Source organism: Microbacterium sp. PM5 (genome assembly GCF_003293595.1).
GTDB lineage: Bacteria > Actinomycetota > Actinomycetes > Actinomycetales > Microbacteriaceae > Microbacterium.
Genome location: NZ_CP022162.1, coordinates 1,653,555 through 1,678,569, shown reverse-complemented (window position 1 = coordinate 1,678,569; position 25,015 = coordinate 1,653,555). Strand labels below are relative to the sequence as shown.

Genomic DNA, 25,015 nt, shown 5'->3' with positions numbered 1-25,015 from the left:
TCCTGAAGATCAGAGCCGGAGAGAGCGCACCGGCACTCGGACATTCTGACAAACCGGTTGACCAATTGCAAGAACCGGTTGACCAATCGTGGGAGGGGACGGCGGTGCTGCCGTATGTTGGACCCGTGCCCGCTTACCCCGACGACCGCTCCGCCGAGATCGCGGCGGCGTTGGAGGTGCTGCCCACCGGCTCGCCGGTGTCGCAGGTCGCCCGTCGTCTGATGGATCTCTTCACCGGCGGCTCGCTCGAGCCCGGCACACGGCTTCCTCCGGAGCGTCAGCTGGCGACGACGCTGAATGTCGGGCGCTCCGCGGTTCGCGAAGCGCTCGCCGCGCTCGAGATCCTCGGCATCGTGGACGTGCGCGCCGGCTCCGGCACGTACCTTCGCGGCACCGCGAGCGACCTGCTGCCGCAGACGCTCCGGTGGGGACTGCTGATCGGGCAGAAGAACACCGATGAGATGCTCGAGCTGCGCTCGGGGCTCGAGATCTATGTCGCGCGCCTGGCCGCCGGTCGCGCGAGTGCCGACCAGCGCGCGGCGCTCGCGGCATCCGTCGCTCGCATGCGCGAGACCACCGCCGAGCTGACGGCCTTCGCCCGGGCTGATGCCGAGTTCCACGAGACGCTCGCCGCGGCCGCCGGCAACGACACGCTCGTCGATCTGCTGCACGTCGTCCGCTCGCTGCTGCAGGTCTACGCGGATCGTGCGGTGCACGATGCCGCCGCGGCGGAACTCGCGATCGAGGAGCATGCGGCGGTGCGTGCCGCCGTCGACGCCGGTGACGCCGACCTCGCCGCCTCGGCGATGGCGGCGCACATGGCCACGGCGTCGCGCCGGCTGTCGGAGGACTCCGGTCGCCTCAGGGCGCGATGACGACGGTGCTGAACGACGCCGCCGGAAGCTCCAGCGACAGCACCTCAGCACCGAGCAGCAGGCTGATCGGCATGACCTCGTCGAGCTCGTTGTGCAGCACGACGACGAGCGAGCCGTCGGGGTTTCGGAACACCAGCTGATTGTCGTGACCGGCGACGCACCAGGTCGGCAGCACACGGGCGCCGGGGGCGACGAAGGCGCTGACGTGCTTGAGCACCAGGTAGTCGGGCGTGTAGCGGAAGGTGCGGGTGTCGGGATCGACCACGACGAGCGAGTTCTGCGTCCAGCCCCAGCGACTGCGGCCGCCCTCCTGCAGGGCGATGTTCCAGTACTGGTAGGCGTTGGTGCCGTTGCCGAGGAAGTGCTTCATGAGCCGCCACGCGTAGCGCGCGTGACGCCAGTCGTTGCGTCCGTCGCCGCACTCCTGCTCGCTCTGATAGATCCGCAGCTCCGGGTGCAGGCGGTGCACGGCGGCGACCGCCCCTTTGCCCGCCCACTGCAGGCCGACACCGGACACGACGGCGGCGGCCTCCGGGTCGGCGAGGACGCCCTCGATGAGTCGGTCGTCCGCGCGCTCGAGCGTTCCCAGGAAGACCTCGACGCCGCGCGCGGCCATCTCTGGGCCGAGGTGACGCAGGAACGCCGACAGCCCTGACGGCGTCCACGTGCAGCTCGGAAAGACCTGTGCCGAGTTGAACTCGTTCTGCGGCATGACCATCGACACCCGGATGCCGCGCTCGGCGTAGCCGTCGACGAACCTGCCGAAGTATGCCGCGTAGGCCGCGAGGTGCTCCTCGTCGACGCGGAACATGTCCGTGCCCTCGGCGCCGACCTGGTCGGGTCGCAGCCCGTTGTCGACGTCGCCGAAGAAGGGGTGCGGAAGGGCCCCGGCGTAGTGCCCGTTGCGCTTCATCCACGTGGGCGGACTCCACGGAGAGGCCCACAGGACGAGGTCGGGGCGATGCGTGCGCGCGGCGCGGATGAACGGCACGAGGGTGTCGTCGTCGTGCGACAGATCGAAGTGGGCGAGACCCAGGTCGCCCGGGGTCTCGTCGTAGGAGTACCAGTCGCGGGAGAAGTCGTTCGCGCCGATCGGCATGCGGCAGATGCCGAACGAGGCGCCCACGCCGGGGGCGAACAGCTCGCGGAGGATGCCGGTGCGTTCGGTCTCGGTGAGCAGGTCGAGAGCCTGCCAGCCCAGCTCGTTGAAGCAGGCGCCGAAGCCCTCGATCTCCTGCTGCGGATCGTCCACGGCGACGACCACGTCAGGCATGGCCGACGGGCCCGTCAGCGCCGCCGCCTCCCGCGTCTGCCACACGGCATCCGCGGTGCTGACGATCCAGCGCGGTGCGCTCATGCCGCGACCCTCGTCAGACGCACGGCCATGTACTGGCGGCCCGGAAGATCGACGCGCACCTGCCCCGTGTGCGTTCCGGACACCTCTTCGACGGTCATGTTCCACGTGTCGATCACCTCGACGCGCCAGCGGCCGTCGCCCAGGAGGACGTTGCGAAAGCGCGGACGGTTGAAGCCGAAGTAGGCCACCCGTACGTCGCCGGTTCCGCCCCACGGAACGTCCCAGTCGCCGGGCAGCGGGTCCCAGACGCCGTCGGGCGCCTCGGCGAGCAGCCGCTCGAGGAAGGCGATCCGGGCGGGCGAGGTGCCGTGCAGCGCGCCGCCCTTCGACCACCACAGGACCTCGTCGTCGTCGGCATCCCCGGGGGCGTCCAGAGCAGGCGGATAGTAGGTCTCGCCGTGTCCGACGTAGCCGCCGCGCACGGCGCCCTCCCAGAAGCGTCGGGTCATCTCCTCGCCGGTGATGTTGCCCCAACCCTGGTCGATGTCGCCCTCGTAGGCGCACTCGTCGATGACGACCGGCTTGCCCCAGCGCTCCCGCCACTGATCGGTGTTCTCGGCCGTGCGGTAGACGTCCACTCGCTGGATCGAGACGTGCGTGATCCACGGGCGGTCGTAGTCGTAGAACGGACGACAGTTGTGGATGGAGTTGAGGTGTCCGAACGGATCCTCCTCGCCGACGATCGCCGCGAGGCGCTCCCAGTCGTCGAGATCCTTCGACCACATGAGGTCGTACTCGTTCGCCATCGACCACCAGACGTTCGCGTAGCCGGACAGGCGGCGCACGACGTAACGCAGGTAGCGTTCGTCGACCGCGGGGCCGAGGTCCGAGAAGCCCCACCGGTCGTAGGCGTGGAAGAGGATGAGATCGGCTTGGATGCCGAGCTCCGCCAGATCGCGGATGCGCTGCTCGAGACGGCGGAAGTGCGCGGGGTCGAACCGGGTGAGGTCGAAACCGGTCTCCAGCGAGCCGACGAAGGGGAAGTCGATCGGTTCGTTCGCGTTGTAGAGGTACGACTTGGGGAACACGCACATCCGCAGCTTGGTGAACGGCGACGCGGCGAGGGTGGCGAGAGTCTGCTGCTGACGCGCCTCGCTCTGGTGCGTCCACGCGTACGCGGTCGTTCCCAGCGGCCGATGGCGGGTGCCGTCCGCATGGCGGAAGTGGAACCCGTCGACGCGCACCGGGCCGTGCGCGTCGACGGGAGCGGGAGCGACGTCCACGGTGCCGGCGATGCCGTCGAGCGACCGGGCCGTGGAGCGGGTGCGGAAGCGCCAGGTGCCCTCGGCATCCGCGAGAGCCCGGACGACGTACACACCGTCGCCGTCGTAGAACCCGCCGACGCGCACGACGCTGCCGTCCGGTCGGGTGAACAGGGCGTCCAGTTCCACGTCGACGAAGGGGTTGCCGTGCGACGGGCCGACGAGGCGCACCTCGAGGGGGTCCCACTGCCGCGCCGTCGGGGCGGGGGCGAACGTCGCCGAGGCGGGGGCGACCTCGTCGGCCTCGTAAGCCGGGTCGGGAGCGATCGCCGTGGGGTAGGGGGCGCGGGCGGTGCCGTCACCGACCTGGGCGAGCGCAGCCCAGAGCGCGTCGCGGGCGGCCGGCTCCTCCAACTCCGGAACGAGCGCGACGAGCTGGCCGAGGCGGGCGCTGCGGAATTGCTGCGCCATGGGAGAGGCGGCGATGCCGGGCAAGTGCTTCTCGAGCACCGCCCGGCCGGCGGGGCTGTCGAGCGTCTCGCCGAACGTACTGGCGCGGTCGAACATAGAACTCCTCGGTATCAGGCGGTCGTCGCCGCACGGATCGCGTGGTCGACGGCGGCGAGCACCGGCGGCGGCGTGAACATCAGGGCGGACACGAGCGGACGACCCGCCGCCCACGTCGTCTCCTCGCGGACAGCGTCGACGCGCTCGGGCGCGACGTCGGCCAGCGTGTCGAGCAGCGCGCGGTAGGCGCGCGGATCGTCGATGACGGCGGCGAGATCGGCGTCGAGTCCGGGCAGTTCGGGTCGCTGCGCACCGGCCGCCGCAGCGACGCGCCACTCGTGCGAACCGGGCCCGACGGTCGCGGCGATGCCGGGCAGATCCACGTCGGCAGTGGTGTTCGCCGGTACGGTCGCGGTCACGACGATGCTGTCGCCGTCGCGGCGCCAGGAGACGGCAGCCTCGCCGTAGGGGGTCAGGTGCCGCGCCGACGCGCGCGTGAGCGCCGAGAGGGGGCGCGGCGCGATGCGCAGGCGTCGATAGCCGGGCGCGGCCGGCGCGAGCCCTGCGACCGAGCGGTGCAGCCAGTCGGCGACCGCGCCGAGCGCGTAGTGGTTGAACGAGGTCATCTCGCCGGGATTGACCGACCCGTCCGGCAGCAGCGAGTCCCACCGCTCCCACACCGTCGTCGCGCCCTGCGTGATCGGATACAGCCACGACGGGCACTGCGTCTGCAGCAGCAGGCGCTCGGCGGCATCCACGTGACCGGTGGCGGTCAGTGCGTCGGCGACCAGCGGTGTGCCGACGAAGCCGGTGCCGATGCGGTATCCGCCCTCGCGGACCAGTGCCGCCAGGCGGCGACCGAGGGCGGCGCGGGTGTCGGCGTCGACGACGAGGTCGAACTGCAGCGCGAGGGCGTAGGCGGTCGGAGCATCGCTCATCATGCGTCCTGCCGGGGTGACGTACTCCGCGGTGAACGCGCGGCGCGCGGCCTCGGCGAGGGTTCCGTAGGTCTCGGCATCCTCGTCGTGTCCGAGCAGCGCTGCGGCATCAGCGACCTGGCGCAGCGACCGGGCGAAGTAGGCGCTGGCGACGATGTCGGCGTCGACCTTCGCCTTGCCGGGCTTGTCCGGCGGGGCGGCGGGGTCGAGCCAGTCGCCGAGCTGCATACGGCCGGCCCACAGGCCTGAGTCGCCCGCATCGCGGCGCACCGCCTCTACCCACGCACGCATGCTCGGATACTGCGCGGCGAGCACGTCACGGTCGCCGAAGCGCTCCCACAGCACGCTCGGCACGACCGTTGCGGCGTCACCCCACGCGGCGACCGGTCCGCCGCCCGCGAACGACGGCAGCGCTGCGGGGACGACGACCGGAACGATCCCGCCGTCGCGGTTCTGCTCGTGCGCCAGGTCGCGCAGCCACGAGGTCAGGAAACCGTCGCAGTCGTAGAGGAACGTCGCGGTCGGCGCGAACACCTGGATGTCGCCCGTCCAGCCCAGGCGCTCGTCGCGCTGCGGACAGTCGGTGGGAATCGACAGGAAGTTGCCGCGCATGCCCCAGCGCACGTTCTCGTGCAGCTTCTCCACGAGCGGGTCGGATGCCGAGAACCATCCGGTCCGGGCGAGGTCGGAGTGCAGCACCACGGCCTCGATGTCCGCGGGGTCGACGTCGAGTCCGGTGATCTGCGCGTAGCGGAAGCCGTAGAAGCTGAAACGCGACTCCAGCACGTCGTCGCCGCCCGAGAGATCGAACGTCGCCGTCGCCGCGGCGTTGCGCAGGGGGCGAAGAGCCAGCTCACCCGCATCGAGCACTTCGGCATGACGGATGACGATGCGGGTGCCGGCCGCTCCTCGCGCGCGGATGCGCAGGCGCCCGACCAGATTCTGGCCGAAGTCGAGGATCGTGGCGCCGGAGGGCGAGGCGAGAACCTCCGCGACCGGCAGCGTCTCGATGCGGCGTACGGGCGGAGCGATCCGCGCCTCGGGGACGGGGACGTTCTCGTAGCCGGGCCGCGCCGCCGCGCCGACGCGCGCCGACGTCCACACCGCGTCGTCGAGGCTCCGGCGCAGGTCTTGGTGTTCGCCCGCGTAGATGCCGCTGTCGACGACGGGCCCGTCGCCCGTCGCCTCCCAGCCGGGGCCGGTGGCCGCGAGGGTCGCGCTCGTGCCGTCTGCGTACGTCACGCGCAGCTGGGCCAGCCACGAGGGCTGATCACCGTAGACGCGGTCGGTGAAGGTGAAGAAGCCGTACTTCTCCGTGTACCAGGCGCCCGCGATCGTCGCCGCGAGCTCGTTCTCGCCGTCACGCAGGAGGGCGGTGACGTCGACGCTCTCGTGCACGAGCCGGTCGCGGTAGGCGGTCCATCCGGGCGAGAGCACATCGTCGCTCACCGGGGCGCCGTTGACGGTCGGTTCGGCCACGCCCAGCGCGGTCCAGAAGAGGACGGCGCGCGTGACTTCGCGCTCGATCATGAAACGGGTGCGCACCGCGGCGGGCTGCGCTGCGCGCGACGGGTCGGCCAGGCCGACCGGGAGGGCGACCCACTCGTCGTCGGCGAGGAAGCCCGCCTCGACGACGAGCGCATCGCTCCACCTCGTCGATCGTCCATCGGTGCTGTGCGCTCGCACCCGCACCGATCGGCTCTCACCGGGTGCCAGAGGGCGAAACGGCCAGGGAGCGAGGGCACTCTCGCCGTCGTCCAGGGTGAGCGTGATCTCCCCGTCGCTGAGCTCCGCGCTCGCCTGGTGCCAGCCGGTGATGTCGCCGCCGACCACCCAGCTCAGGCGAGGGGTCGCCGTGGCGACCACGGCGCTGTCGTGGCGCAGCTCCGCGCGCAGGCTCGTGATGACCGCGGTCATGCTGTCGCTTCCAGAAGCACGCCGAGCTCGCGCGCCAGGGCGACGGCGCGCGGGTCGGCCCCGCCGGGCCACGGTCCGCGGACGATCGTCCAGGCGAAAGTGATCCCGGTGTCGGGGTCGGCGCAGGCGAGCGCACCGGCCGCGCCGTCGTGACCGAACGCGCGGGGACCGCCGAAGGAGAGTTGCTGCGACGGCTTCTGGAAGACGATCGCGTGGGCCCGGTCGTGCTGGTGGAGCACCTCGTCGTAGCCACGGATCTGCTGCTGGCCGATCTGCTCGACGGTGTCGGCCGACAGGAACGGGGCGCGACCGTCGACGCCCGTGACCGCGGCGGCGAAGAGGCGTGCGAGCCCCCGCGCGGTGCCCGTGCCCGCGGTGGCGGCATGGCCGTACCGGTAGTTGCGGGGCGAGTTGGTGTGGTCGATGTCGCGGCTGAGGGCGCCGAAGACCACCGGGCCCAGCGCCGAGAACTGCGGAGTGCCCGTCGCCGATACGGGACGGATCATCGGGCGCAGCGGCGCGAACCGGTGCTCCTGGTCCTCCGGCAGACCGAGGTAGAAGTCGACGTCGTGCGGGGCGCGGATCTCATCCTCGTAGAACTCGTGCAGGGTTCGCCCCGTCACGCGGTACACCAGCTCGTCGCCCAGGCTGCCGATCGTGATCGCGTGGTAGCCGAACGCGCTGCCCGGGTACCAGTACGGCCGGGTGTCGGCGAGGCGCGCGGCCGCCGCGTGGTGGTCCCAGAGCTCGTCCCACGTCAGCGCTGTGGTCGCCTGCGGAAGCCCCGCCTGGTGCGAGAGCAGCTGGCGCACCGTGACGGCATCCTTCCCCTTCGCGGCGAATTCGGGCCAGTAGTGCGCGACGCGCTCATCGAGATCGATGAGACCGCGTTCCAGGAGCAGGCCCACCGACAGTCCGATCGTGTTCTTGGTGACCGAGAACGGGATCAGCACGGACGTGCCCGTCAGGTGCGGGCCGCCCCACGCGTCGAGCACCGGCACGCCGCGGTGGAAGGCCGCGACCTGGAAGGAGAGGTCGTCGTCTTCGCGCAGGAATCCGTCGAGACGGTCGACCACCGCGGCCAGGCGCGCGTCGGCCGCGCCCTGCAGGTGGATCGCGTTCACCGGCGACATCGTCGTCATCACTCCGACACCTCCCAGGCGAGCGAGAGCGGCAGCTCTGCGACGGAGGAGCCGATGCGCAGCGCATACGTGCCGGCCTCGACGCTCCAGTGCTCACCGCTCCAGTGGGCCAGGCGTCGCTCGGGAAGGCCGATCGAGACGGTCGCGGATGCGCCGGCGTCTACGCGGACGGTCGCGAATCCGACGAGCCAGCGCTCGGGGCGCTCGATCGCCGAGCCCGGCCGTTCGGCGTACACCTGCACCACCTGCTTGCCGGAGCGCGCGCCGGTGTTGGTGACCGTCACCGCGACCTCGCCGCCCTCGCGGCGCGCATCGTCCCACGACCACGTCGTGTAGCCGAGTCCGTGGCCGAACGGGAAGGCGGGAGTCGCGTCGTCCTTCAACCACGCGCGGTAGCCGATGTGGATGCCCTCGGTGTAGCGCAGCACTCCGTCCTGCGGGGTCACATCCGTGACGGGGACGTCGGCCAGTGCGGCCGGCCAGGTGGTGGGCAGGCGCCCCCCGGGCTCCTGGGCGCCCGTGAGGATGTCGGCGATCGCGTGGCCGAACTCCTGGCCGCCGAAGTAGCCCTGCACGACGGCGGCGACCTCGTCGGCCCAGGGCAGGACGACGGGCGAGCCCGCGTTGACCACGACGACGGTCGGGGTGCCGGTCGCCGCGACGGCCCGCACGAGCTCGTCCTGCGCGCCGGGGAGGTCCAGGCTCGTGCGGTCGTAGCCCTCGGACTCGACGCGAGAGTTCGTCCCGACGACCACGACGGCGACATCGGCGGATGCCGCGGCATGCGCCGCCCGGGCGATCAACTCGGCATCGGGCGTGCGCTCGGGGGCGATGCCGACCGTGGCGCTGAGCGCACCGGCGAGGGCGCCCGCCGCTTCGCGCGAGAACTCGACGCGGACCGTGCGCGCCACGCTCGCCTCCACGGCGACAGCGGTCGTCAGCGACGGCGGGTTCAGGAACGCGGCGCCGAGGTCGGTGCCCTCGATGACGGGGCTGTCGTCGAGCACCAGCTCGTCGTCGACGTAGAGGCGCCCGTGGTTGGCACCGGCGAAGCCCAGCTCGATCGTGCCGGATTCGTCGGGCGTGAACCGCGTCTCGAAGATGACGGTGCGGCTCGCCTCGATGGGGGCGTCCCCGCCGAACCAGACGAGCGCCGTCGACCGGCGATCTTCGGCGAAGAGCTCGGTGCCCTCGGCATCCAAGAAGCGCACCCGCAGTCCCGGCTCTCCGGTGACGGGGTTCTGCAGCTGGGCGAGAGGAATCTCGGCGACGCCTTCCTGCACGAGCGCGCCGAGCTCGTAGGAGACCTCCACGCCGGGCAGGGCGGCGCGCAGCCCGTCCAGCGGCGAGACGACGTGCGCGGGGACGACGGTCGCGCTGCCGCCTCCCTGTGTGCGGGCATCACGGGCATTCTGGCCGATGACGGCCACCGACCGGAGGGACGCCGGGTTCAGCGGCAGGGTGCCGTCGTTGCGCAGCAGCACGGTCCCCGCCACGGCCGCCTCGCGTGCGAAGGCCGGGCCGTCGATCTCATCGGTCGCCGCCGGAGCGCTGTCGCCCAGGGCGCCGACGCGCTCGGCCAGCAGCAGCAGACGCAGCACCTTGCGGTCGAGGTCGGCCTCCTGGACACGCCCGTCGCGGACGGCCTCGGTGAGTTCGGCCCAGGCGGGAGCCGGGCCGGGCATGGCGAGGTCCTGCGCGGCGGCGACCGCGTCGAGCGAACGCACGGCGGTCCAGTCGCTGATCACGACGCCGTCGAAGCCCCAGTCGGTGTTCAGGGGCGTCTCGAGCAGGTCGTTCTCGGTCATGGTCACGCCGTCGACGGAGTTGTACGAGCTCATGATGGTCCACGCGTGCGCGTCGGTGACGGCCCGCTCGAACGGCGCGAGATACAGCTCGCGCAGCGCGCGGTCGTCGACGCGGACATCCACCGTGAAGCGGTCGGTCTCGGAATCGTTCGCGACGTAGTGCTTGGGGCACGCCGCGACGCCGCGCTCCTGCATGCCCGCGACGTACGCCGCAGCCAGCTCGCCCGACAGCTGGGGATCTTCGCTGAAGCACTCGAAGTGGCGTCCGCCGAGGGGGCTGCGGTGCAGGTTGATGGTCGGACCGAGCACGACGTCGACGTTCTTGGCCCGTGCTTCGGCGGCCGCCGCGGCGCCGTAACGGTACGCCAGTCCGGCATCCCACGAGGCGGCCAGCGCCGAGCCGGACGGGAGGTTCAGCGACGGCTCGCGCTCATCCCAGCGGGGACCGCGCACGCCGGCGGGCCCATCCGAGAGCGTCATCGCGCGCAGACCGATCTCCGGCAGCGGCACCGTCGTCCAGAAGTCGGCGCCCTGGACGAGAGCGGCCTTCTGCTCGAGCGTCAGCTTCTCGAGCAGGGGGCGCAGGTGGTCGGCGGCGGCGGTCATGGAGGTCCTTCCGGGGGTGGGGGTGGTCGCGGTCATCAGGAGGATGCGCGGATCTGGGTGACGTACTGCTCGACGCGCGCCAGCAGCTCGTGGTCGTACGGCCCCCAGTCCGGTCGGGGGGTGTCGGGGCCGGTGTAGGGCAGGTCGCGATAGTGGTCCTGGTACTCGCGAAGGGTCTGCTCGAGCTGGGCGCGCACCTCCGCGTACGCGGGATCGTCGGCCACGTTGCGCAGCTCGGCCGGATCGGCGACGAGGTCGTACAGCTCCCATTCGGGCTCGAACTCGGCCTCCGAGGCACCGGGCACGCCCATGCCGACCCCGTAGTAGTGGATGAGCTTGTGCGTCGCGGTGCGGATGCCGTAGTGCGCGGGAGCGGCGTGGATGGGGTCGTCGTGCTCCCAATAGCGGTAGTAGGCGGCCTCCGGCCAGTCCTCCACCTCTTCGCCGCGCAGCAGCGGGCGGAAGCTGCGACCCTGCGAGGTGGGCAGAGCGGATGCCGCGTCGATCCCGCACACGTCCAGGAAGGTCGCGGCGAAATCGACGTTGGTGACGATGCCCGCGCAGCGGCTCGCGGCCGGGATCTCGGCCGGCCAGCGGATGAGCATGGGCATCTGCAGCGACTCGTCGAACATGAGGCGCTTGTCGAACCAGCCGTGATCGCCGAGGAAGAACCCCTGGTCGGACGTGTAGACGACCATCGTGTTCTCGGCGAGCCCGCGCTCGGCGAGGTGGTCGAGCAGCCTGCCCACGTTGTCGTCGATGGACTGCACGCACTGCAGATAATCGCGCATGTAGATCTGGTACTTCCAGCGCATGCGCGCTTCGCGGTTCTCGGGGCCGCGAAGGTGCGCCGGCACCTCTTCCTTCAGGTCGTCCGCCCCCATGTCGTCGGCGATCGTCATACGCACGCCCTGCACGGCCTTGCTGCGCGTCGCGTGGTCGTCGAAGAACGTGTCGGGCTCGGGGATCGTGCCGTCCGCGTAGAGGTGGCGGTGCTTCTCGTCCGGAACCCACGGCCGGTGCGGCGCCTTGTGGTGGACCATCATGCAGAACGGTTCATCACCACTCGTGGTGACCTCGTCGATCCAGTCGATCGCGAGGTCCGTGACGATGTCCGTCGCGTAGCCGGGGACCGGCCCGCTGCCGTTCTCGTCGATCATCTCCGGGTCGACGTAGTCGCCCTGGCCGGGGAAGATCTTCCATGCGTCGAACCCGCGTGGCAGCGCGTTGCCGTGCTCGCCGAGATGCCACTTGCCGAACATCGCGGTGCGGTATCCGGCGCCGTGGAGCACATCGATGAACGTCGGCACCCGGTAGTCCATCTCGGTCCAGATCGAGGAGACGCCGTTGATGTGGCTGTAGGTCCCGGTCAGGATCGTGGCCCGCGACGGGCTGCAGATGGAGTTCGTGCAGTACACGGCATCCATGCGCACCCCCTCCTGTGCCAGTCGGTCCAGGTGCGGCGTCGCGTTGACCGTGCTGCCGTAGGCCGAGATCGCATGGGCGGCGTGGTCGTCCGACATCACGAAGACGATGTTCGGGCGACTCATCGTGCGGCAGCCTCCGCGGTGAGGATCGCGCGGCGGGCGGCGCGGCGCTCCTCCTGCTTGTCGGGATCGGGGACGGGCGCGGCCATGAACAGACGCTGCGTGTACGGATGCTGCGGACGCGAGGTGACCTGGTCGCCGTCGCCGGACTCCACGATCTCGCCGCGGTACATGACGGCCACCCGGTGGCTGACGTGGCGGACCACGGCCAGGTCGTGCGTCACGAACAGGTAGGCGACGCCCGTCCGCTCCTGGATCTCGATGAACAGATCCAGGACGCGCGCCTGCGTGGACAGGTCCAGTGCGGAGACCGGCTCATCGCACACGATCAGCCGCGGGCTCAGCGCGAGGGCGCGGGCGATGGCGACGCGCTGGCGCTGGCCGCCGGAGAACTCGCGGGGAAGGCGACTGCGCGCATCGGCGGGAAGGCCCACCTGGTCGAGCAGATCGCGTACGCGCGTCTTCGCCTCGGCAGATCCGACACCGGCGACGGTGAGGGGCTCGGTGAGGATCTGCTCGACGGTCATCGACGGGTTCAGCGACGAGTACGGGTCCTGGAACACCACCTGGATCTGCGAGCTGAGCGCACGGCGCTCGCGCCGGCTCAGGTGCGAGATGTCCTGGCCGTCGAAGCGGATCGTTCCGGCGGTGACGGGAGCCAGGCCCAGTGCGGCGCGCCCGAGTGTCGTCTTTCCCGAGCCGGACTCGCCGACCAGGCCCACCGTCTCGCCCGGCTTGATGTCGAGTGAGACGCCCTTCAGTGCGCGGAAGGGCTCGGCCCGGAACCCCTTGCCCGGATACTCGACGACGAGGTCGGTGACCTCCAGCAGTGACGCGCTCATGCTCCGGCTCCGTTCGTGGCAGGGGTGAGGGGCCCGCGGGCCGGACCCTCGTCGAGGATCGCGTCGAGCAGCGTCTTCGTGTAGGGGTGTCGCGCATCGTTGAAGATGGCGCGCACGGGGCCCTGCTCGACGAAGAGCCCGTTCTGCATGACCGTCACGCGGTCGCACAGGTCGGCGACGACGCCGAAGTTGTGCGTCACGAGCAGCATCGCCATGTTGCGTTCCGCCTGCAGATCGCGCAGCAGATCCAGCACCTCGGCCTGCACCGTCACGTCCAGAGCCGTGGTCGGCTCGTCCGCGATGATCAGGTCGGGGTCGGTCGAGACGGCGCCGGCGATGAGCACCCGCTGCGCCATGCCACCGGAGACCTCGAACGGGTACGCGTCGAACGTGCGCTTCGGCTGCGGGATGCCCACGCGCTCGAGCAGCCCGAGCGCGCGCTCACGCGCCTCCGCCTTGGACAGGCCCAGGTTCTTGCGCAGGGGCTCGACCAGCTGGCTGCCGATCGTGAAGGACGGATCGAGGTTGCTCATCGGCTCCTGAGGGATGTAGCCGATGCGCTTGCCGCGGACACCCGCGTAGACGCGCTCCGACGCATCGGCCAGCTCGGTGCCTTCGTAGACGATCGAGCCGGAGGTGACGCTGCCGCCGCGCGGGAGCAGCCCGAGCACGGCGAAGGCGGTCTGGGTCTTGCCCGAACCCGACTCTCCGATCAGGCCGTGCACCTCGCCGCGGCGGATGTCGAGCGAGACGCCGTGGACGACCTCGATGTGCGAGCCGTCGGGCTGGTCGTAGCCCACGTGCAGGTCGCGCACCTGCAGGATGGCGTCGCTCGCCTTGCTGCGCGTGTCTTCGGGGTGGACGATCACCTCGATGTTCTCGATCACGGGCGGCTCGTCGAGGTCGACCAGGTCGCCGCCGCCGGTGCGCACCGATGTGGTGACCGCCGCGATCGATCCGGTCGCGGTCGTCACCGCGCGCCGGCGCTTGCGGCGCACGGTGACGGTGCGCTCCAGTTCGTCGCGCATGACGTTGGCGAGCAGGGTCAGGGCGATGCAGGTGAGTGCGATGGCCAGCGAGGGCCACAGCATGAGCATCGGCTGCTTGTAGATGCTCTTGAAACCGTCGTTGAGCATGGCGCCCCACGTGGGCACCGACGAGTCGCCGAGACCCAGGAACTCGAGGCCCGACTGGATCGCGATCGCGATGCCGGCGATGATCGCCGACTGGATGATGATGGGCGCGCGCACGACCGACAGCACGTGCCGACCGATGATGCGGGCGTCGCTGAGGCCCGAGACCCGCGCGGCATCCACGTAGAGTTCCGCGCGTACGGCGGTGACCGAGGCGAAGACGAGCCGGAAGGAGCCGGGGGAGAGCAGGATGCCGAAGATGAACATCGACAGCCAGACGGACGGACCCAGGGCGGCACGTGCCGCGAGCAGCACCACCATCGCCGGCAGGGCCATGTTCAGCTCTGTCACCCACGTGGCGACCGTGTTGAACCAGCCCTGGTAGTAGCCGGCGATCAGACCCGACACGACGCCGAGCACCAGCGCGGTCACCAGCGCCACGAGAGCGGCGGCGATGCTCGTCTGGGTGGCCAGCAGCAGACGCGAGAAGACGTCGCGCCCGGCGCTGTCGGTGCCCAGCAGGTGGTCGGCGCCGGGAGGGGCGAGGATCGCGCGGATGTCGGCGTAGTTCGGATCCTGCGGAGCGATGAAGGGGCCGATGATCGCGATCAGGATGACCAGCGCGAGAAAGCCCAGCGAGACCAGGCCGAGGGGGTGGCGCACGAGCCGGCGCATCAGCGAGACGCGCACCGGCGCGACGGGGACGGAGTTGGGAACGTCGACAGCGGTCATGACAGACGCACCTTCGGGTTGAGAGCGGCCTGAGCCAGATCGATCAGGAGGTTGACGATGACCACGATGATCGCGAAGACGATCACCAGGCCCATGACAGCGGGGATGTCGCCCTGCGTCGTCGCCTTGACGGTGAGCTGACCCATGCCGGGGATGGCGAAGACCTGCTCGACGATGACGGCGCCGCCCAGCAGGCCGATGAACTGCACGGCGAGCACGGCCAGTGCCGGGCCGCCGGCGTTTCGCAGCACGTGCTTGTAGACGACGGAGGCACTGGACAGGCCGCGCGAGCGGAGCGTGCGGACGTAGTCGCGCGACATCGCGTCGATGACGGAGCCTCGCACCTGCTGGGCGACCGTGGCGATCGCGCCGAGGGAGAGCGCGACGATCGGCAGGGTCACCGAGGCGACCCACCCGCCGAACGAGGTCGTGAGCGGCACGAAGCCGGTGGCCTTGAACCAGTGCAGTTCGATCGCGAACACGAGCACGAGGCCCAGGGCGATGAGGAAGCCGGGAATGGCGAAGCCGATGAGAGAGAGGAACTGCACGAGTCCGTCGATCCAGCCCCCGCGGCGCGCGGCCAGCACGCCCAGGACGACCGACAGGATGGCCGAGACCAGCGTCGCGCCGATCACGATCGAGAGGGTCACTCCGACGCGTCCGGAGACGCTGACGCTGACGAGCTCTCCGCTGAACCAGCTGCGGCCGAGGTTTCCCGTCAGCGCCGATGTCAGCCAGTCCCAGTACTGCACGAGGAGCGGGCGGTTCAGCCCGAGCTCCTCGGTCTTCTTGGCGACCGTCTCGGCGGTCGCGGTCTCGCCCAGGATACGGCGGGCGATGTCGCCGCCGGCGGCGTAGAGCAGCACGTAGGCGAGGAAGGAGATGACGGCGACGAGGACGACGCCCGAGGCGATCCGCCTGAGGATGAAGCTGAGCATGGCTCTCTCCGGGTTCGAGCGGCGCTGTCCGCCTGCGGGTGCGCAGGCGGACAGCGCAGCGGGTCAGTTCTTCGGCGCGAAGCTGAAGATCGACGGGTAGGCGTTCGTCGGCCAGAAGTCGACGGTCGTGTTGGCGTCGGTGGCGAACGAGCCCTGAACGCGGAAGAACGGAGCGAACCAGGCCTGGTCGACCAGGTACTTGTTCAGGTCCTTGAGCGCCTGGGTGGCCTCGTCCGTGCTGCCGAACTGGATCGTCTTGATGAAGGCGTCGATCTTGGGGTCTTCGGCCTTGAACGGGTTGAAGGTCGCGCCCGGAGCGATCATGAAGTTGATCAGCTGCCAGTCGGGGTCCTGCTGCAGCGCCATCCAGGTGGCGGGGAACTTCGGGGTCAGCATGTCGCTGATGAAGTTGCCCGTGCCGCTTTCCGTGTACTGCACCGTGATGCCGATGTCCTGCAGCTGCTGCTTGATCAGGTCGAACGACGTCTGGAAGGCGGGCACCGACGGCATGTTGATGGTCAGGCCGCTCGCGTAGCCCGCGTCGGCGAGGAGCTTCTTGGCGCCGGCCGGGTCGTACGCGTAGGTGCTGTCCAGGGCCGGGTCGTAGGCGACCGAGGACTTCGGGAAGACCTGCTCGGTGACGGTGCCGAATCCGCTCTGGAGGGACTTCAGCAGCGCCTCGCGGTCGAAGGCCATGTTGATCGCCTGGCGGACGCGAACGTCGCCGAGCGCCGGGTTCATCGTGCCGGCGCGGTCGAGCAGCAGCAGGCCCTGGAAGTCGAGTTCGTTGGACGCGATCGACCAGCCCGAGCCCTCGACCTCGCTGATCGTGGTGTTGTCCGCGATCTTCGCGCCGTTCGCCTCGCCGGCCTTGATGGCGTTGAGGATGGCGGTCGTGTCGTCGATGACGTTGACGGTCAGGTTGTCGTACTTGACGGCATCCTTGTTCCAGTAGTCGGGGTTCGCCTTGTACACGTAGGTCGTGCCGGTCACGGTCGCCGAGGTGTCCAGGATGTACGGGCCGGAGCCGACGGGGCGCGTGGCGACGTCGGAGTCGGAGAACGACGACGGCGCGGCGACGAGGCCCTGGGCGAGCGAGAGCGAGTTGAGCAGAGCCGGGTTCGGCGCCGGCAGCGTGATGGTGACGGTGTGGTCGTCGGTGGCCGCGTACTGGTTGCCCTTCATCGTGCCCGCCTGCGGTGACGTGCCGTCGCGGAAGCGCTCCATGCTGGCGACGACGGCCTTCGCGTCGACGGGGGTGCCGTCGGTGAACTTCGCGTCGGTGCGCAGCGTCAGGGTGAGGACGGTCTTGTCGTCGTTGTACGACCACTCGGTCGCCAGGTTGGGCTGGAGCTCACCCTTGGAGTCCTGTCGCAGGAGGGTGTCGAACACTGCCTCGAAGTACTCGCTGCGGTTGCCCCACTCGGCGCCCGCGCCGATGTCGTAGCTCGTGGGTGCGGCGATGGAGATGAGTGTGAGGCGGTCTGCGTGTGCGCCGCCTGAGCCGCTCTCGCCTCCGGACTCGCCGCCACCGGCGCAGCCGGTGAGTGCGAGTGCCGCGACGACCGCGAGGGCTGCTGTGGCCTTCCAACGGAACATCTTTGGTCCCTTTCTCGGGTGGGCGATACCCCTGCGGATCGCTCTGTCGGGGGACGCTAGCAGGAAATCCGAGTGCGCACTAGGTTTTTGGATCAAATATCGAGTGATCGCTAGGTTTTTGTTATGAGAGCGTGCACACTGGGGGCATCGGCGCCGACTCGCGGCGACCGGGATAGGGCACGATGGTCACGATGACCGACACGAACACACCGCGGCGCAGCCAGCGCGGCGAGTACGCGAAGAGCGAGGTGACGCGCGGAGCGATTCTCGACGCCGCGCTGGAGGTCTTCGCTCAAGGCGGGTACCGCGCCGGATCGCTGCGAGAGATCGCTCAGCGCGTCGGGATGAGCGAAGCGGGACTGCTGCATCACTTCAAGAGCAAGAGCACCCTGCTGCTGGCCGTGCTCGACCACCGCGACGAGCAGTCGCGTCAGATCGTGAACTTCGACGACGCCGACGGCGTCGAGACGTTGCGCGCGCTCGTGAAGCTCGCGCGCTACAACGCGTCGATCCCGGGTGTCATCGAGCTGTTCTGCACGCTGTCGGCCGAGGCGACGTCGCCGTCCCACCCGGCGCACGAGTACTTCCTGCGCCGTTACGAGTACGTGCGCGAGAGCATCACGGCGGCGTTCCGGAGGATCGCGGCAGAGGGGCGACTGATCCGCGAGATCGATCCGTATCGCGCGGCCGTCGCGACCACGGCGATGATGGACGGTCTCCAGGTGCAGTGGCTGCTGGATCCGACCTCCACCGACATGGCCGATGCCCTGGCAGAGTTCTTCCGGGGCTACGTGCGCGGGTACGACCTCGACGCACTCGAGCAGTTGCTCGACGCGCGCGCCGCCGGATCATTCCCGAGCGGCGAGGGCGCCGGCTCGGTGCCCACGTCGTGAAGCGGGTTCCCTTCCACGTCGGCTGGACGGTCGGACCGAAGCTCGGCGCCTTCGAGAGTCGTGAGGGCGTCGCTGCTGCCGTGCCGGTCACCATCCCGCACGACGCGCTGCGCGACCTGCCGCGTTCCGCCGACAACGACGGCGGTGTGCATTCCGGCTACATCCCGGGTGGGGTCTTCGTCTACGAACGCTCCTTCGAGGTGCCGGACGACTGGCGCGAGCGGAGTGTGCTGATCGAGTTCGAGGGCGTGTACCGCGACGCCGTCGTGTTCATCAACGGAGACTTCGCCGCGCATCAGCCCGACGGCTACGCGGCCTTCGTCGTCGCCGCGGACGCGTTCCTGCGCTTCGGCGAGACCAACACGGTCACCGTCGAGGCGCGCGCCCACCGCGACAGCCGGTGGTACACGGGCGCCGGCATCTACCGGCCCGTGCATCTCATCGTGGCCGATCCGGTGCACCTGGCTCTCGACGGCACGACGGTGACGACCCCCGACATCGACGACGAACGAACGATGGTCGAGGTCACGACCATCGTGGAGAACCTCACGCGTCACACGCGCACGCTGCGGGTGCACTGGCATCTCGCCGATCCGTCGGGAGCCGTCATCGTGCAGGCGAACGCGCCGGTGACCGTGCTGCCCCGTGAGCAGGCGGTGGCACGGGCGCGCCTGTTCGTCGCGCGTCCCGAGCTGTGGTCGCCCGATCATCCCGCCCAGCACGAGGTGCGCATCAGCCTGGAAGACGCCGACGGCACGGTCGTCGACACGGATGCGGTGAGATTCGGCATCCGCCGCCTGCAGGTGGACGCGCGCCACGGGCTTCGCATCAACGGTGTGGGGGTGGATCTGCGCGGAGCGTGCGTGCACCACGACAACGGCGCTCTCGGTGCGATCACCCATCCCGATGCCGAGGATCGGCGGGTGCGGCTGCTGAAGGACGCCGGATTCAATGCGATCCGCAGTGCACACAACCCGGCCTCGCGCGCCCTGCTCGACGCGTGCGATCGACACGGGATGCTCGTCATGGATGAGCTCAGCGACGTGTGGACTCATGCCAAGACCGGGTTCGACGCGTCCGTCGGGTTCGCGTCGCGCTGGCAGGCAGCAGTGGCGGCCCTCGTGGCGAAGGACCGCAACCGTCCGAGCGTGATCTTGTACTCGATCGGCAACGAGATCCTCGAGCTGGCGACGCCGCACGGGGCCACCTGGAGCCGGCGCACCGCGGAGGAGTTCCGGCGGCTCGACCCGACGCGCTACATCACGAACGGCATCAACGGGGTCATCGCCAACATGCAGCGACTGCCCGAGATCCTCGGCGAGATCGCAGCGACCGACCCGAACACGATGATGGCCGGGCTCGGCGCCCAGATGGCCGCCGCGAACGCGTCGGAGCTCATCACGCGTTCGACGGAGGAGTCGGCGGCGGTGCTCGACGTGGTGGGCTTCAACTACGGCGATGCCCGATACGAGATGGATGCGGAGCTGTTCCCGGGGCGGGTCATCGTGGGGTCGGAGACGTTCCCCGATCGGATCGCCGACCTGTGGGATCAGGTGCGCAGGCTTCCGCACGTCATCGGGGACTTCACCTGGACGGGATGGGACTACGTCGGCGAGGCCGGCATCGGTCGCGTCGAGTACACGGACGTCGACGACTACCGATCGACCGGGACCGCAGGCCCCTTCCCGTGGTTGCTGGCGCGGTGCGGCGACATCGACCTCACGGGTCGGCGAACGCCCGCCTCGTACTACCGTCAGATCGCGTTCGGTCTTCGCAGCGATCCGGCGATCGCCGTGCATCGCCCCGCACATCACGGGCGGCCGGTCGAGAAGACGCCGTGGTCGTGGGACGACGTGGTCTCGTCGTGGTCGTGGGGTGTCGAGCCGGGCTCGCCGGTGACGGTGGACGTGTACGCGGATGCCGAGGAGGTCGAGCTGCGCCTCATCGACGCGACCGGCGAGGTCGTGGTCGGTCGCGCGCCGGTGGGCCACCCGCGGCCGCTCATCGCCCGATTCGAAACGCGGTATCGGCCGGGCCGGCTTCTCGCGATCGCACGCCGGGGCGGGGCGGAGATCGGGCGGGCCGAGCTGGCGAGCGCGGGCTCGCCGGCGCTGCGTGTCCGCGCCGAAGACCTCACCATCGCGGCCGACGGGGGCCTTGCGCACGTCGTCATCGAGCTGGCGGACGCGGACGGCATCGTCGCGTGCGATGGCGACACGGAGGTCACGGTCACGGTGGCCGGCGCCGGCGAACTCGCCGCGCTCGGTTCGAGCCGAGGCCGGACGACCGAGTCGTTCGCGGGACCCTCGCGTCTGACCCACGACGGGCGTGCGCTCGCCGTGGTGCGTGCCACCGGCGGCGGGGAGATCATCGTCACCGTCGATGCGCCGGGGTACAGCCCCGCCGCGGTGCGGGTCGTTGCGCAAGCGCCGGCTGCTCGGACGTCCTGACAGCGCTGCCGCAACGAGCCGCCGTGCTACCGCCGCGTCGGGTCCGGGAGGGAGATGGGCGTGGTTCCCGCCACCTCGTCGCTGAACTCCTCCGGCGTCACGATGGACAGGGGCCGTGTCTCGTCCAGCGACAGCGCGAAGCGGCGCGACTCGTGGCGATGCAGCCGGCCTGACCACAGCAGCCATCCGAAGCCGACGGCGAAGGCGACGAACGCCGCGGCGGCTCCGAGCAGAATGGCGGCGCGGGCACCGTACTCCGCGGCCACCCAGCCCACGATGGGCGCGCCGATCGGCGTTCCGCCCATGAGGATCGCCATGTACAGGGCGAGCACGCGCCCGCGCAGCGCGGGATCGGTCGTCGTCTGCACGTAGCCGTTCGCCGTCGTGAGCGTCGTGACGACCGAGAATCCGGTGAACATCAGGGTGATGGCGTACAACCAGTAGTCCGGCATGAATGCCGAGACCGTTCCGACGACCGCGAACATGCCGGTGCCCACGATCACGAGACGCATCCGTGCGCGATCGCGCCGAGCGGCGAGCAGGGCCCCGGCGAGCGAGCCGATGGCGAGGATCGAGCTCAGCAGCCCGTAGCCGTCGGCATCCCGTCCGAACTCCAGGGCCATCGTGGAGGCGAAGATCGGGAAGTTCATGCCGAACGCGCCGAGCAGGAACACCATCACGAACGTCACCATGAGGTCGGGGCGACTGCCGACATAGCGGAAGCCGTCGGCCAGACGCGATGCTCCGGGCGCCGTGATGCGCGGCACGAGTTCCTCGGAGCGGATCAGCCGCAGAGCCACGATCATCGCGAGGAACGTCACCGCGTTGACCAGGAACACCCAGCCGGTGCCGACCGCGACGATCACGACGCCGGCGGCGGCGGGCCCGATCATCCGAGCGCCGTTGAAGGATGCCGCGTTCAGCGCCACCGCGTTCGAGGCGTTCTCGCGGTCGACGAGGTCGGACACGAACGCCTGGCGCGTCGGGTTGTCGAACGCCGCCACGAGACCCAGCGCGAAGGCGAAGACGTACATGAGGGGAAGCGTCATGACGCCGGTGAGGATCAGGATGCCGATGGTAGCGCCGAGCACCAGCAGCGAGCTCTGGGTCACCATCAGCAGCCGTCGCCGCTCGAACTTGTCGGCGACCCAGCCGGTCACGCTCACCAGCAGCAGGGGAGGAGCGAACTGCAACGCCATGGTGACGCCCATCGCACCCGCGTCGTTGTGCGTGAGCTGCGTGAGGACGACCCAGCTGAGAGCCGTGGCCTGCATCCACGCGCCGATGTTGGACACCAGGGCGCCGATGAACCAGACGCGGTAGTTGAAGACGGAGAACGAGCGGAACATCGCATTCGACGCGCGGGCGGGCGAGCTCATCGGGCGGCCACCTCCCGCATCAGCTCAGCCGCCGAGCGCAGCAGCTCGCGCTGCGCCGGCGTCAATGCGGCCAGGGCGTCTTCGAGCCAGGAGTCGCGCCGGCGGACGGTCTCGTCGACCACCGCGCGGCCCGAGTCCGTCAGCGCGATGTTGACCTTGCGGCGGTCGTCGGTGTCGGTCGTGCGGGTGAGATACCCGGACTCTTCGAGGCAGTTCACCGTACGGTTCATCGACGGCGCCGACACGCGCTCCCGGTCGGCGAGTTCGCCGAGGGTGTGCTGCCCGTGCACCGACAGCGCGGCGAGCACCGCGAACTGTGCGTCGCTCATGGTGTCGACGGCCCGCTGGGAGCGAAGTCGTCGTGCCAGGCGAAAGGTCGCCATGCGCAGTTCGGCGGCGGGTGTGGACAGGTCGGGTGCGGCGGGCGCGGGCGTCTCGGTGCTCATGCTGATACTTAGCATAGCTCATTAGTCATGCTAAGTATCGGGGATGCGGCTGTCGCCGCCGGTCCTCAGCTCTGCACGGACGGCTGCGCCGCGTCGGTCTCGTCGCGCCGCCGCTCGCGGCCCAGCGGAATCGTCGCGAGCAGTCCCACCACGAGGAAGCCTCCGGCGGTGAACGCCGACAGCCGTGTCGCGTCGGAGAACGCCGCCTTCGCGTCGGCGGCGATCGGCGCGGTCGCCGGGTTCGCAGCGAGGCCGGCGATGGCCCCGCCCGAGCTGTCGACCACCGCCGACACGATCTGATCGCGCTCCTGTGCCGGCAGTCCGCGATCGTCGAGGGACGACGACAGGATGCCGGCGGTGCCGGTGAACAGCACGGTTCCGAGGATCGCGATGCCCAGCGCCGATCCGACCTGACGGGCCGTCGACTGCGTCCCCGACCCCTGTCCGGACAGCTCGACCGGCACGTCCTGCAGGATGACCCCCGTCAGCTGCGCCGTCGCGAGGCCCACGCCGAAGCCGTAGACGAACAGGGCGGGCAGCAGCCAGAGCCAGGCCGACTGCGTCCCGGCATCCCAGCCGACGACCAGCCCCGCTGCGACCACGCCCACGATCTCGGCGACGAGGCCGGCGCGGACGATGAGCACGGCGCTGATCTTGCCGCTGGATGCGCCCGCGAACCCGCTGGCCACGAACGAGCCCGCGGCCAGCGCGATGAGGATGAGGCCGGTCTGCAGGGCGTCGAAGCCGAGCACGAACTGCAGCCAGAGCGGCAGGGACAGGATGATTCCGAATTCGCCGAGTGCGACGACGAGGGCGGCGATGTTGCCGCTGCGGAAGGTCGCGATGGAGAAGAGGCGGGGATCGAGCAGGGTCGGACGTCCTCGATGTGCCTGGCGCCGCGACCACGTCACGAAGCCCACGGCCGCGAGCAGCGCCATCGCAAAGGCCACCGGCACGGGCGAGACGGAGAACGGCCAGCTCCAGCCGCCGATGGTGAAGGGGTCGTTGACCTCCCACCATCCGAGGGTGCGGCCTTCGATCAGGCCGAAGACGAGGGCGCCGAAGAGGATGACAGACAGGACGGCGCCGATCGCGTCGATCGTGGGAGCGTTCTTGGCGCGCGACTCGCCCACCGCCCACAGCACTCCGATCGCGATGATGACACCGAGCGGGATGTTGATGCCGAAAGCCCAGCGCCACGAGAACGAAGTGGTCAGCCAGCCGCCGAGCAGGGGGCCGACGGCCGCCATGCCGCCGATCGTCGATCCCCAGACGGCGAAGGCGATGCCGCGCTCGCGACCCTGGAAGGTCGCGTTCAGCAGCGACAGCGTGCTCGGCAGCATCATGGCACCGCCCACGCCCTGGATGAGACGCGCGAGGATCAGCAGGTCGCCCGTCGGCGCGAACGAGGCCAGCACCGATGCGCCCGCGAACAGGGCGACGCCGATCAGCAGCAGCCGTCGCCGTCCGATGCGGTCGGCCAACGACCCGAACAGCAGCAGCAGGGAGGCGAAGACGAGGGTGTATGCCTCCTGCACCCACTGCACCTGGGTGGAGGTGATGCCCAGGTCGTCCACGATCGCCGGAATCGCGACGTTGACGATGGTCGAGTCGACGATGATGAGCGCGACCGCGAGGCTGATGAAGACCAGACCGATCCAGCGGCGTGACGTGACGTCCTTCATGAATGGCTAGCTTATCTAGCAATATCCAGAATGCCAACCACCGGTCCTAGACTCGGGCCATGGCAGCAGCGCGGCGCGAGGAACGTTCCTTCATCGATCCTCACGGCATCCGCATCGTCTACGACCTCTACGAGCCCGACGGCGACGCCCCGCCCGTGCGCGGCGCCGTGCAGATCCTCCACGGCGTCGGGGAGCACGCCGGCCGCTACACGCACGTCGCCGAGGCCCTCACAGCCGCCGGATTCCTCGTCTACGCCGACGATCACCGCGGACACGGGCGCACCGGCCTGGAGCAGCACGGCGGTGATGCGAGCCGGCTCGGTCGACTCGGCCCCGGTGGGCTGAGGGCTGCCGTCGCGGCCTGCGCACAGCTGAGCGGCATCATCCGCGCCGACCACCCCGAGCTGCCCCTCATCCTCATCGGGCATTCGTGGGGCTCGTTCCTCGCGCAGATGCTGCTCGACCGGCATCCGCGGGACTACGACGCGCTTGTCCTCACCGGCTCGGCGCTGCGCTGGCCGGGATCCCTGAACTCGGGTGACCTCAACGCGCCGTGGGCGGGGCCCGAAGCGATGGGATCGGAGTGGCTGTCCTCCGACCTCTCGGTCGGCCGCGCATTCCTCGACGACCCGCTGACCACCTCGGAACCGCTGTCGAAGCTTTTCGGGCCGCTGGACACGCTGCGGCTGATCGGCAAGCCCGCGAAGAACCTTCCCCGCGACGTTCCCGTGCTGCTGATCATCGGCCGCGACGACACCGTCGGCGGTCCTCGCAGCATCCACCGTCTCGCCGCGGCGTACCGGCGGCGCTCCGGCCTCACCGACGTCACGACGCTCATCTACCCCGACATCCGGCACGAGGTGTTCAACGACGTGACACGCGACGAGGTGATCGCCGACCTGATCGCATGGATCGACCGGCACCTCCCGCCCTCGGGATAACGCCGCGCAGCGATCTTCGTGCGCGGCGACGCGTGGGGGAAACGGATGATTTCCGCATCGCGTGGGGTCTCCCCGTTT

At 70.1% G+C, this 25,015-nt stretch carries 17 protein-coding genes; 4 read left to right on the top strand and 13 right to left on the bottom strand.

Annotation, left to right across the window (positions count from 1 at the left end; all coding sequences use genetic code 11):
• Positions 1-125 precede the first annotated feature (125 nt).
• A complete protein-coding gene (locus CEP17_RS08160; protein ID WP_112932908.1) occupies positions 126-875 on the top strand; it encodes an FCD domain-containing protein in 750 nt (249 codons plus the stop codon).
• Here CEP17_RS08160 and CEP17_RS08155 read toward each other — a convergent pair.
• From CEP17_RS08155 to CEP17_RS08110, 10 genes are all read right to left on the bottom strand, one after another.
• Positions 862-2,232, bottom strand: coding sequence for a glycoside hydrolase family 30 protein (locus CEP17_RS08155; protein WP_112931898.1), 1,371 nt, complete (start codon positions 2,230-2,232; stop codon positions 862-864). The genes CEP17_RS08160 and CEP17_RS08155 overlap by 14 nt on opposite strands.
• Complete coding sequence (locus CEP17_RS08150; protein ID WP_112931897.1) at positions 2,229-4,001, bottom strand: DUF5605 domain-containing protein; 1,773 nt, start codon at positions 3,999-4,001, stop codon at positions 2,229-2,231. Before CEP17_RS08150 ends, CEP17_RS08155 begins: the two co-directional genes overlap by 4 nt.
• Positions 4,002-4,015: 14 nt before the next feature.
• Positions 4,016-6,796 carry a family 78 glycoside hydrolase catalytic domain gene (locus CEP17_RS08145; protein WP_112931896.1) on the bottom strand — a complete coding sequence of 927 codons (2,781 nt, stop codon included), beginning with the start codon at positions 6,794-6,796 and terminating at the stop codon, positions 4,016-4,018.
• On the bottom strand, positions 6,793-7,929 hold the full coding sequence (locus tag CEP17_RS08140; protein ID WP_112932907.1) for a serine hydrolase domain-containing protein: 1,137 nt from the start codon (positions 7,927-7,929) through the stop codon (positions 6,793-6,795). Before CEP17_RS08140 ends, CEP17_RS08145 begins: the two co-directional genes overlap by 4 nt.
• A gap of 8 nt (positions 7,930-7,937) precedes the next feature.
• The gene (locus CEP17_RS08135; protein ID WP_239498474.1) at positions 7,938-10,352 is read right to left on the bottom strand and encodes a glycoside hydrolase family 3 C-terminal domain-containing protein; all 2,415 of its coding nucleotides are present in this window, start codon (positions 10,350-10,352) and stop codon (positions 7,938-7,940) included.
• A 35-nt stretch (positions 10,353-10,387) separates the two neighbouring features.
• A complete protein-coding gene (locus CEP17_RS08130) occupies positions 10,388-11,902 on the bottom strand; it encodes a sulfatase (RefSeq protein WP_112931894.1) in 1,515 nt (504 codons plus the stop codon).
• Entirely contained in the window at positions 11,899-12,741 is an 843-nt protein-coding gene (locus CEP17_RS08125) for an ATP-binding cassette domain-containing protein (protein WP_112931893.1), read from the bottom strand. Before CEP17_RS08125 ends, CEP17_RS08130 begins: the two co-directional genes overlap by 4 nt.
• Positions 12,738-14,606, bottom strand: a complete 1,869-nt coding sequence (locus tag CEP17_RS08120; protein ID WP_112931892.1) for a dipeptide/oligopeptide/nickel ABC transporter permease/ATP-binding protein — start codon at positions 14,604-14,606, stop codon at positions 12,738-12,740. The genes CEP17_RS08125 and CEP17_RS08120 overlap by 4 nt, the downstream gene beginning before the upstream one ends.
• Complete coding sequence (locus tag CEP17_RS08115; RefSeq protein WP_036316087.1) at positions 14,603-15,544, bottom strand: ABC transporter permease; 942 nt, start codon at positions 15,542-15,544, stop codon at positions 14,603-14,605. Before CEP17_RS08115 ends, CEP17_RS08120 begins: the two co-directional genes overlap by 4 nt.
• Before the next feature lie 63 nt (positions 15,545-15,607).
• Positions 15,608-17,143 carry an ABC transporter substrate-binding protein gene (locus CEP17_RS08110; RefSeq protein WP_036316088.1) on the bottom strand — a complete coding sequence of 512 codons (1,536 nt, stop codon included), beginning with the start codon at positions 17,141-17,143 and terminating at the stop codon, positions 15,608-15,610.
• Between the two features lie 191 nt (positions 17,144-17,334).
• Here CEP17_RS08110 and CEP17_RS08105 point away from each other — a divergent pair, with 191 nt between their 5' ends.
• Both CEP17_RS08105 and CEP17_RS08100 read left to right on the top strand, forming a co-directional pair.
• A complete protein-coding gene (locus tag CEP17_RS08105; protein WP_051039444.1) occupies positions 17,335-18,036 on the top strand; it encodes a TetR/AcrR family transcriptional regulator in 702 nt (233 codons plus the stop codon).
• Positions 18,033-20,486 carry a glycoside hydrolase family 2 TIM barrel-domain containing protein gene (locus CEP17_RS08100; RefSeq protein WP_112931891.1) on the top strand — a complete coding sequence of 818 codons (2,454 nt, stop codon included), beginning with the start codon at positions 18,033-18,035 and terminating at the stop codon, positions 20,484-20,486. The genes CEP17_RS08105 and CEP17_RS08100 overlap by 4 nt, the downstream gene beginning before the upstream one ends.
• Positions 20,487-20,512: 26 nt before the next feature.
• Here the strand turns inward: CEP17_RS08100 and CEP17_RS08095 are convergent, their stop codons facing one another.
• From CEP17_RS08095 to CEP17_RS08085, 3 genes are all read right to left on the bottom strand, one after another.
• Positions 20,513-21,865, bottom strand: a complete 1,353-nt coding sequence (locus CEP17_RS08095; RefSeq protein ID WP_112931890.1) for an MFS transporter — start codon at positions 21,863-21,865, stop codon at positions 20,513-20,515.
• Positions 21,862-22,311, bottom strand: a complete 450-nt coding sequence (locus CEP17_RS08090; RefSeq protein WP_112931889.1) for a MarR family transcriptional regulator — start codon at positions 22,309-22,311, stop codon at positions 21,862-21,864. Before CEP17_RS08090 ends, CEP17_RS08095 begins: the two co-directional genes overlap by 4 nt.
• Before the next feature lie 65 nt (positions 22,312-22,376).
• A complete protein-coding gene (locus tag CEP17_RS08085) occupies positions 22,377-23,996 on the bottom strand; it encodes a DHA2 family efflux MFS transporter permease subunit (protein ID WP_112931888.1) in 1,620 nt (539 codons plus the stop codon).
• A 59-nt stretch (positions 23,997-24,055) separates the two neighbouring features.
• Here CEP17_RS08085 and CEP17_RS08080 point away from each other — a divergent pair, with 59 nt between their 5' ends.
• Positions 24,056-24,937 (top strand): alpha/beta hydrolase, encoded by an 882-nt coding sequence (locus CEP17_RS08080; RefSeq protein ID WP_112931887.1) that lies wholly within the window; start codon positions 24,056-24,058, stop codon positions 24,935-24,937.
• Positions 24,938-25,015: the final 78 nt, after the last annotated feature.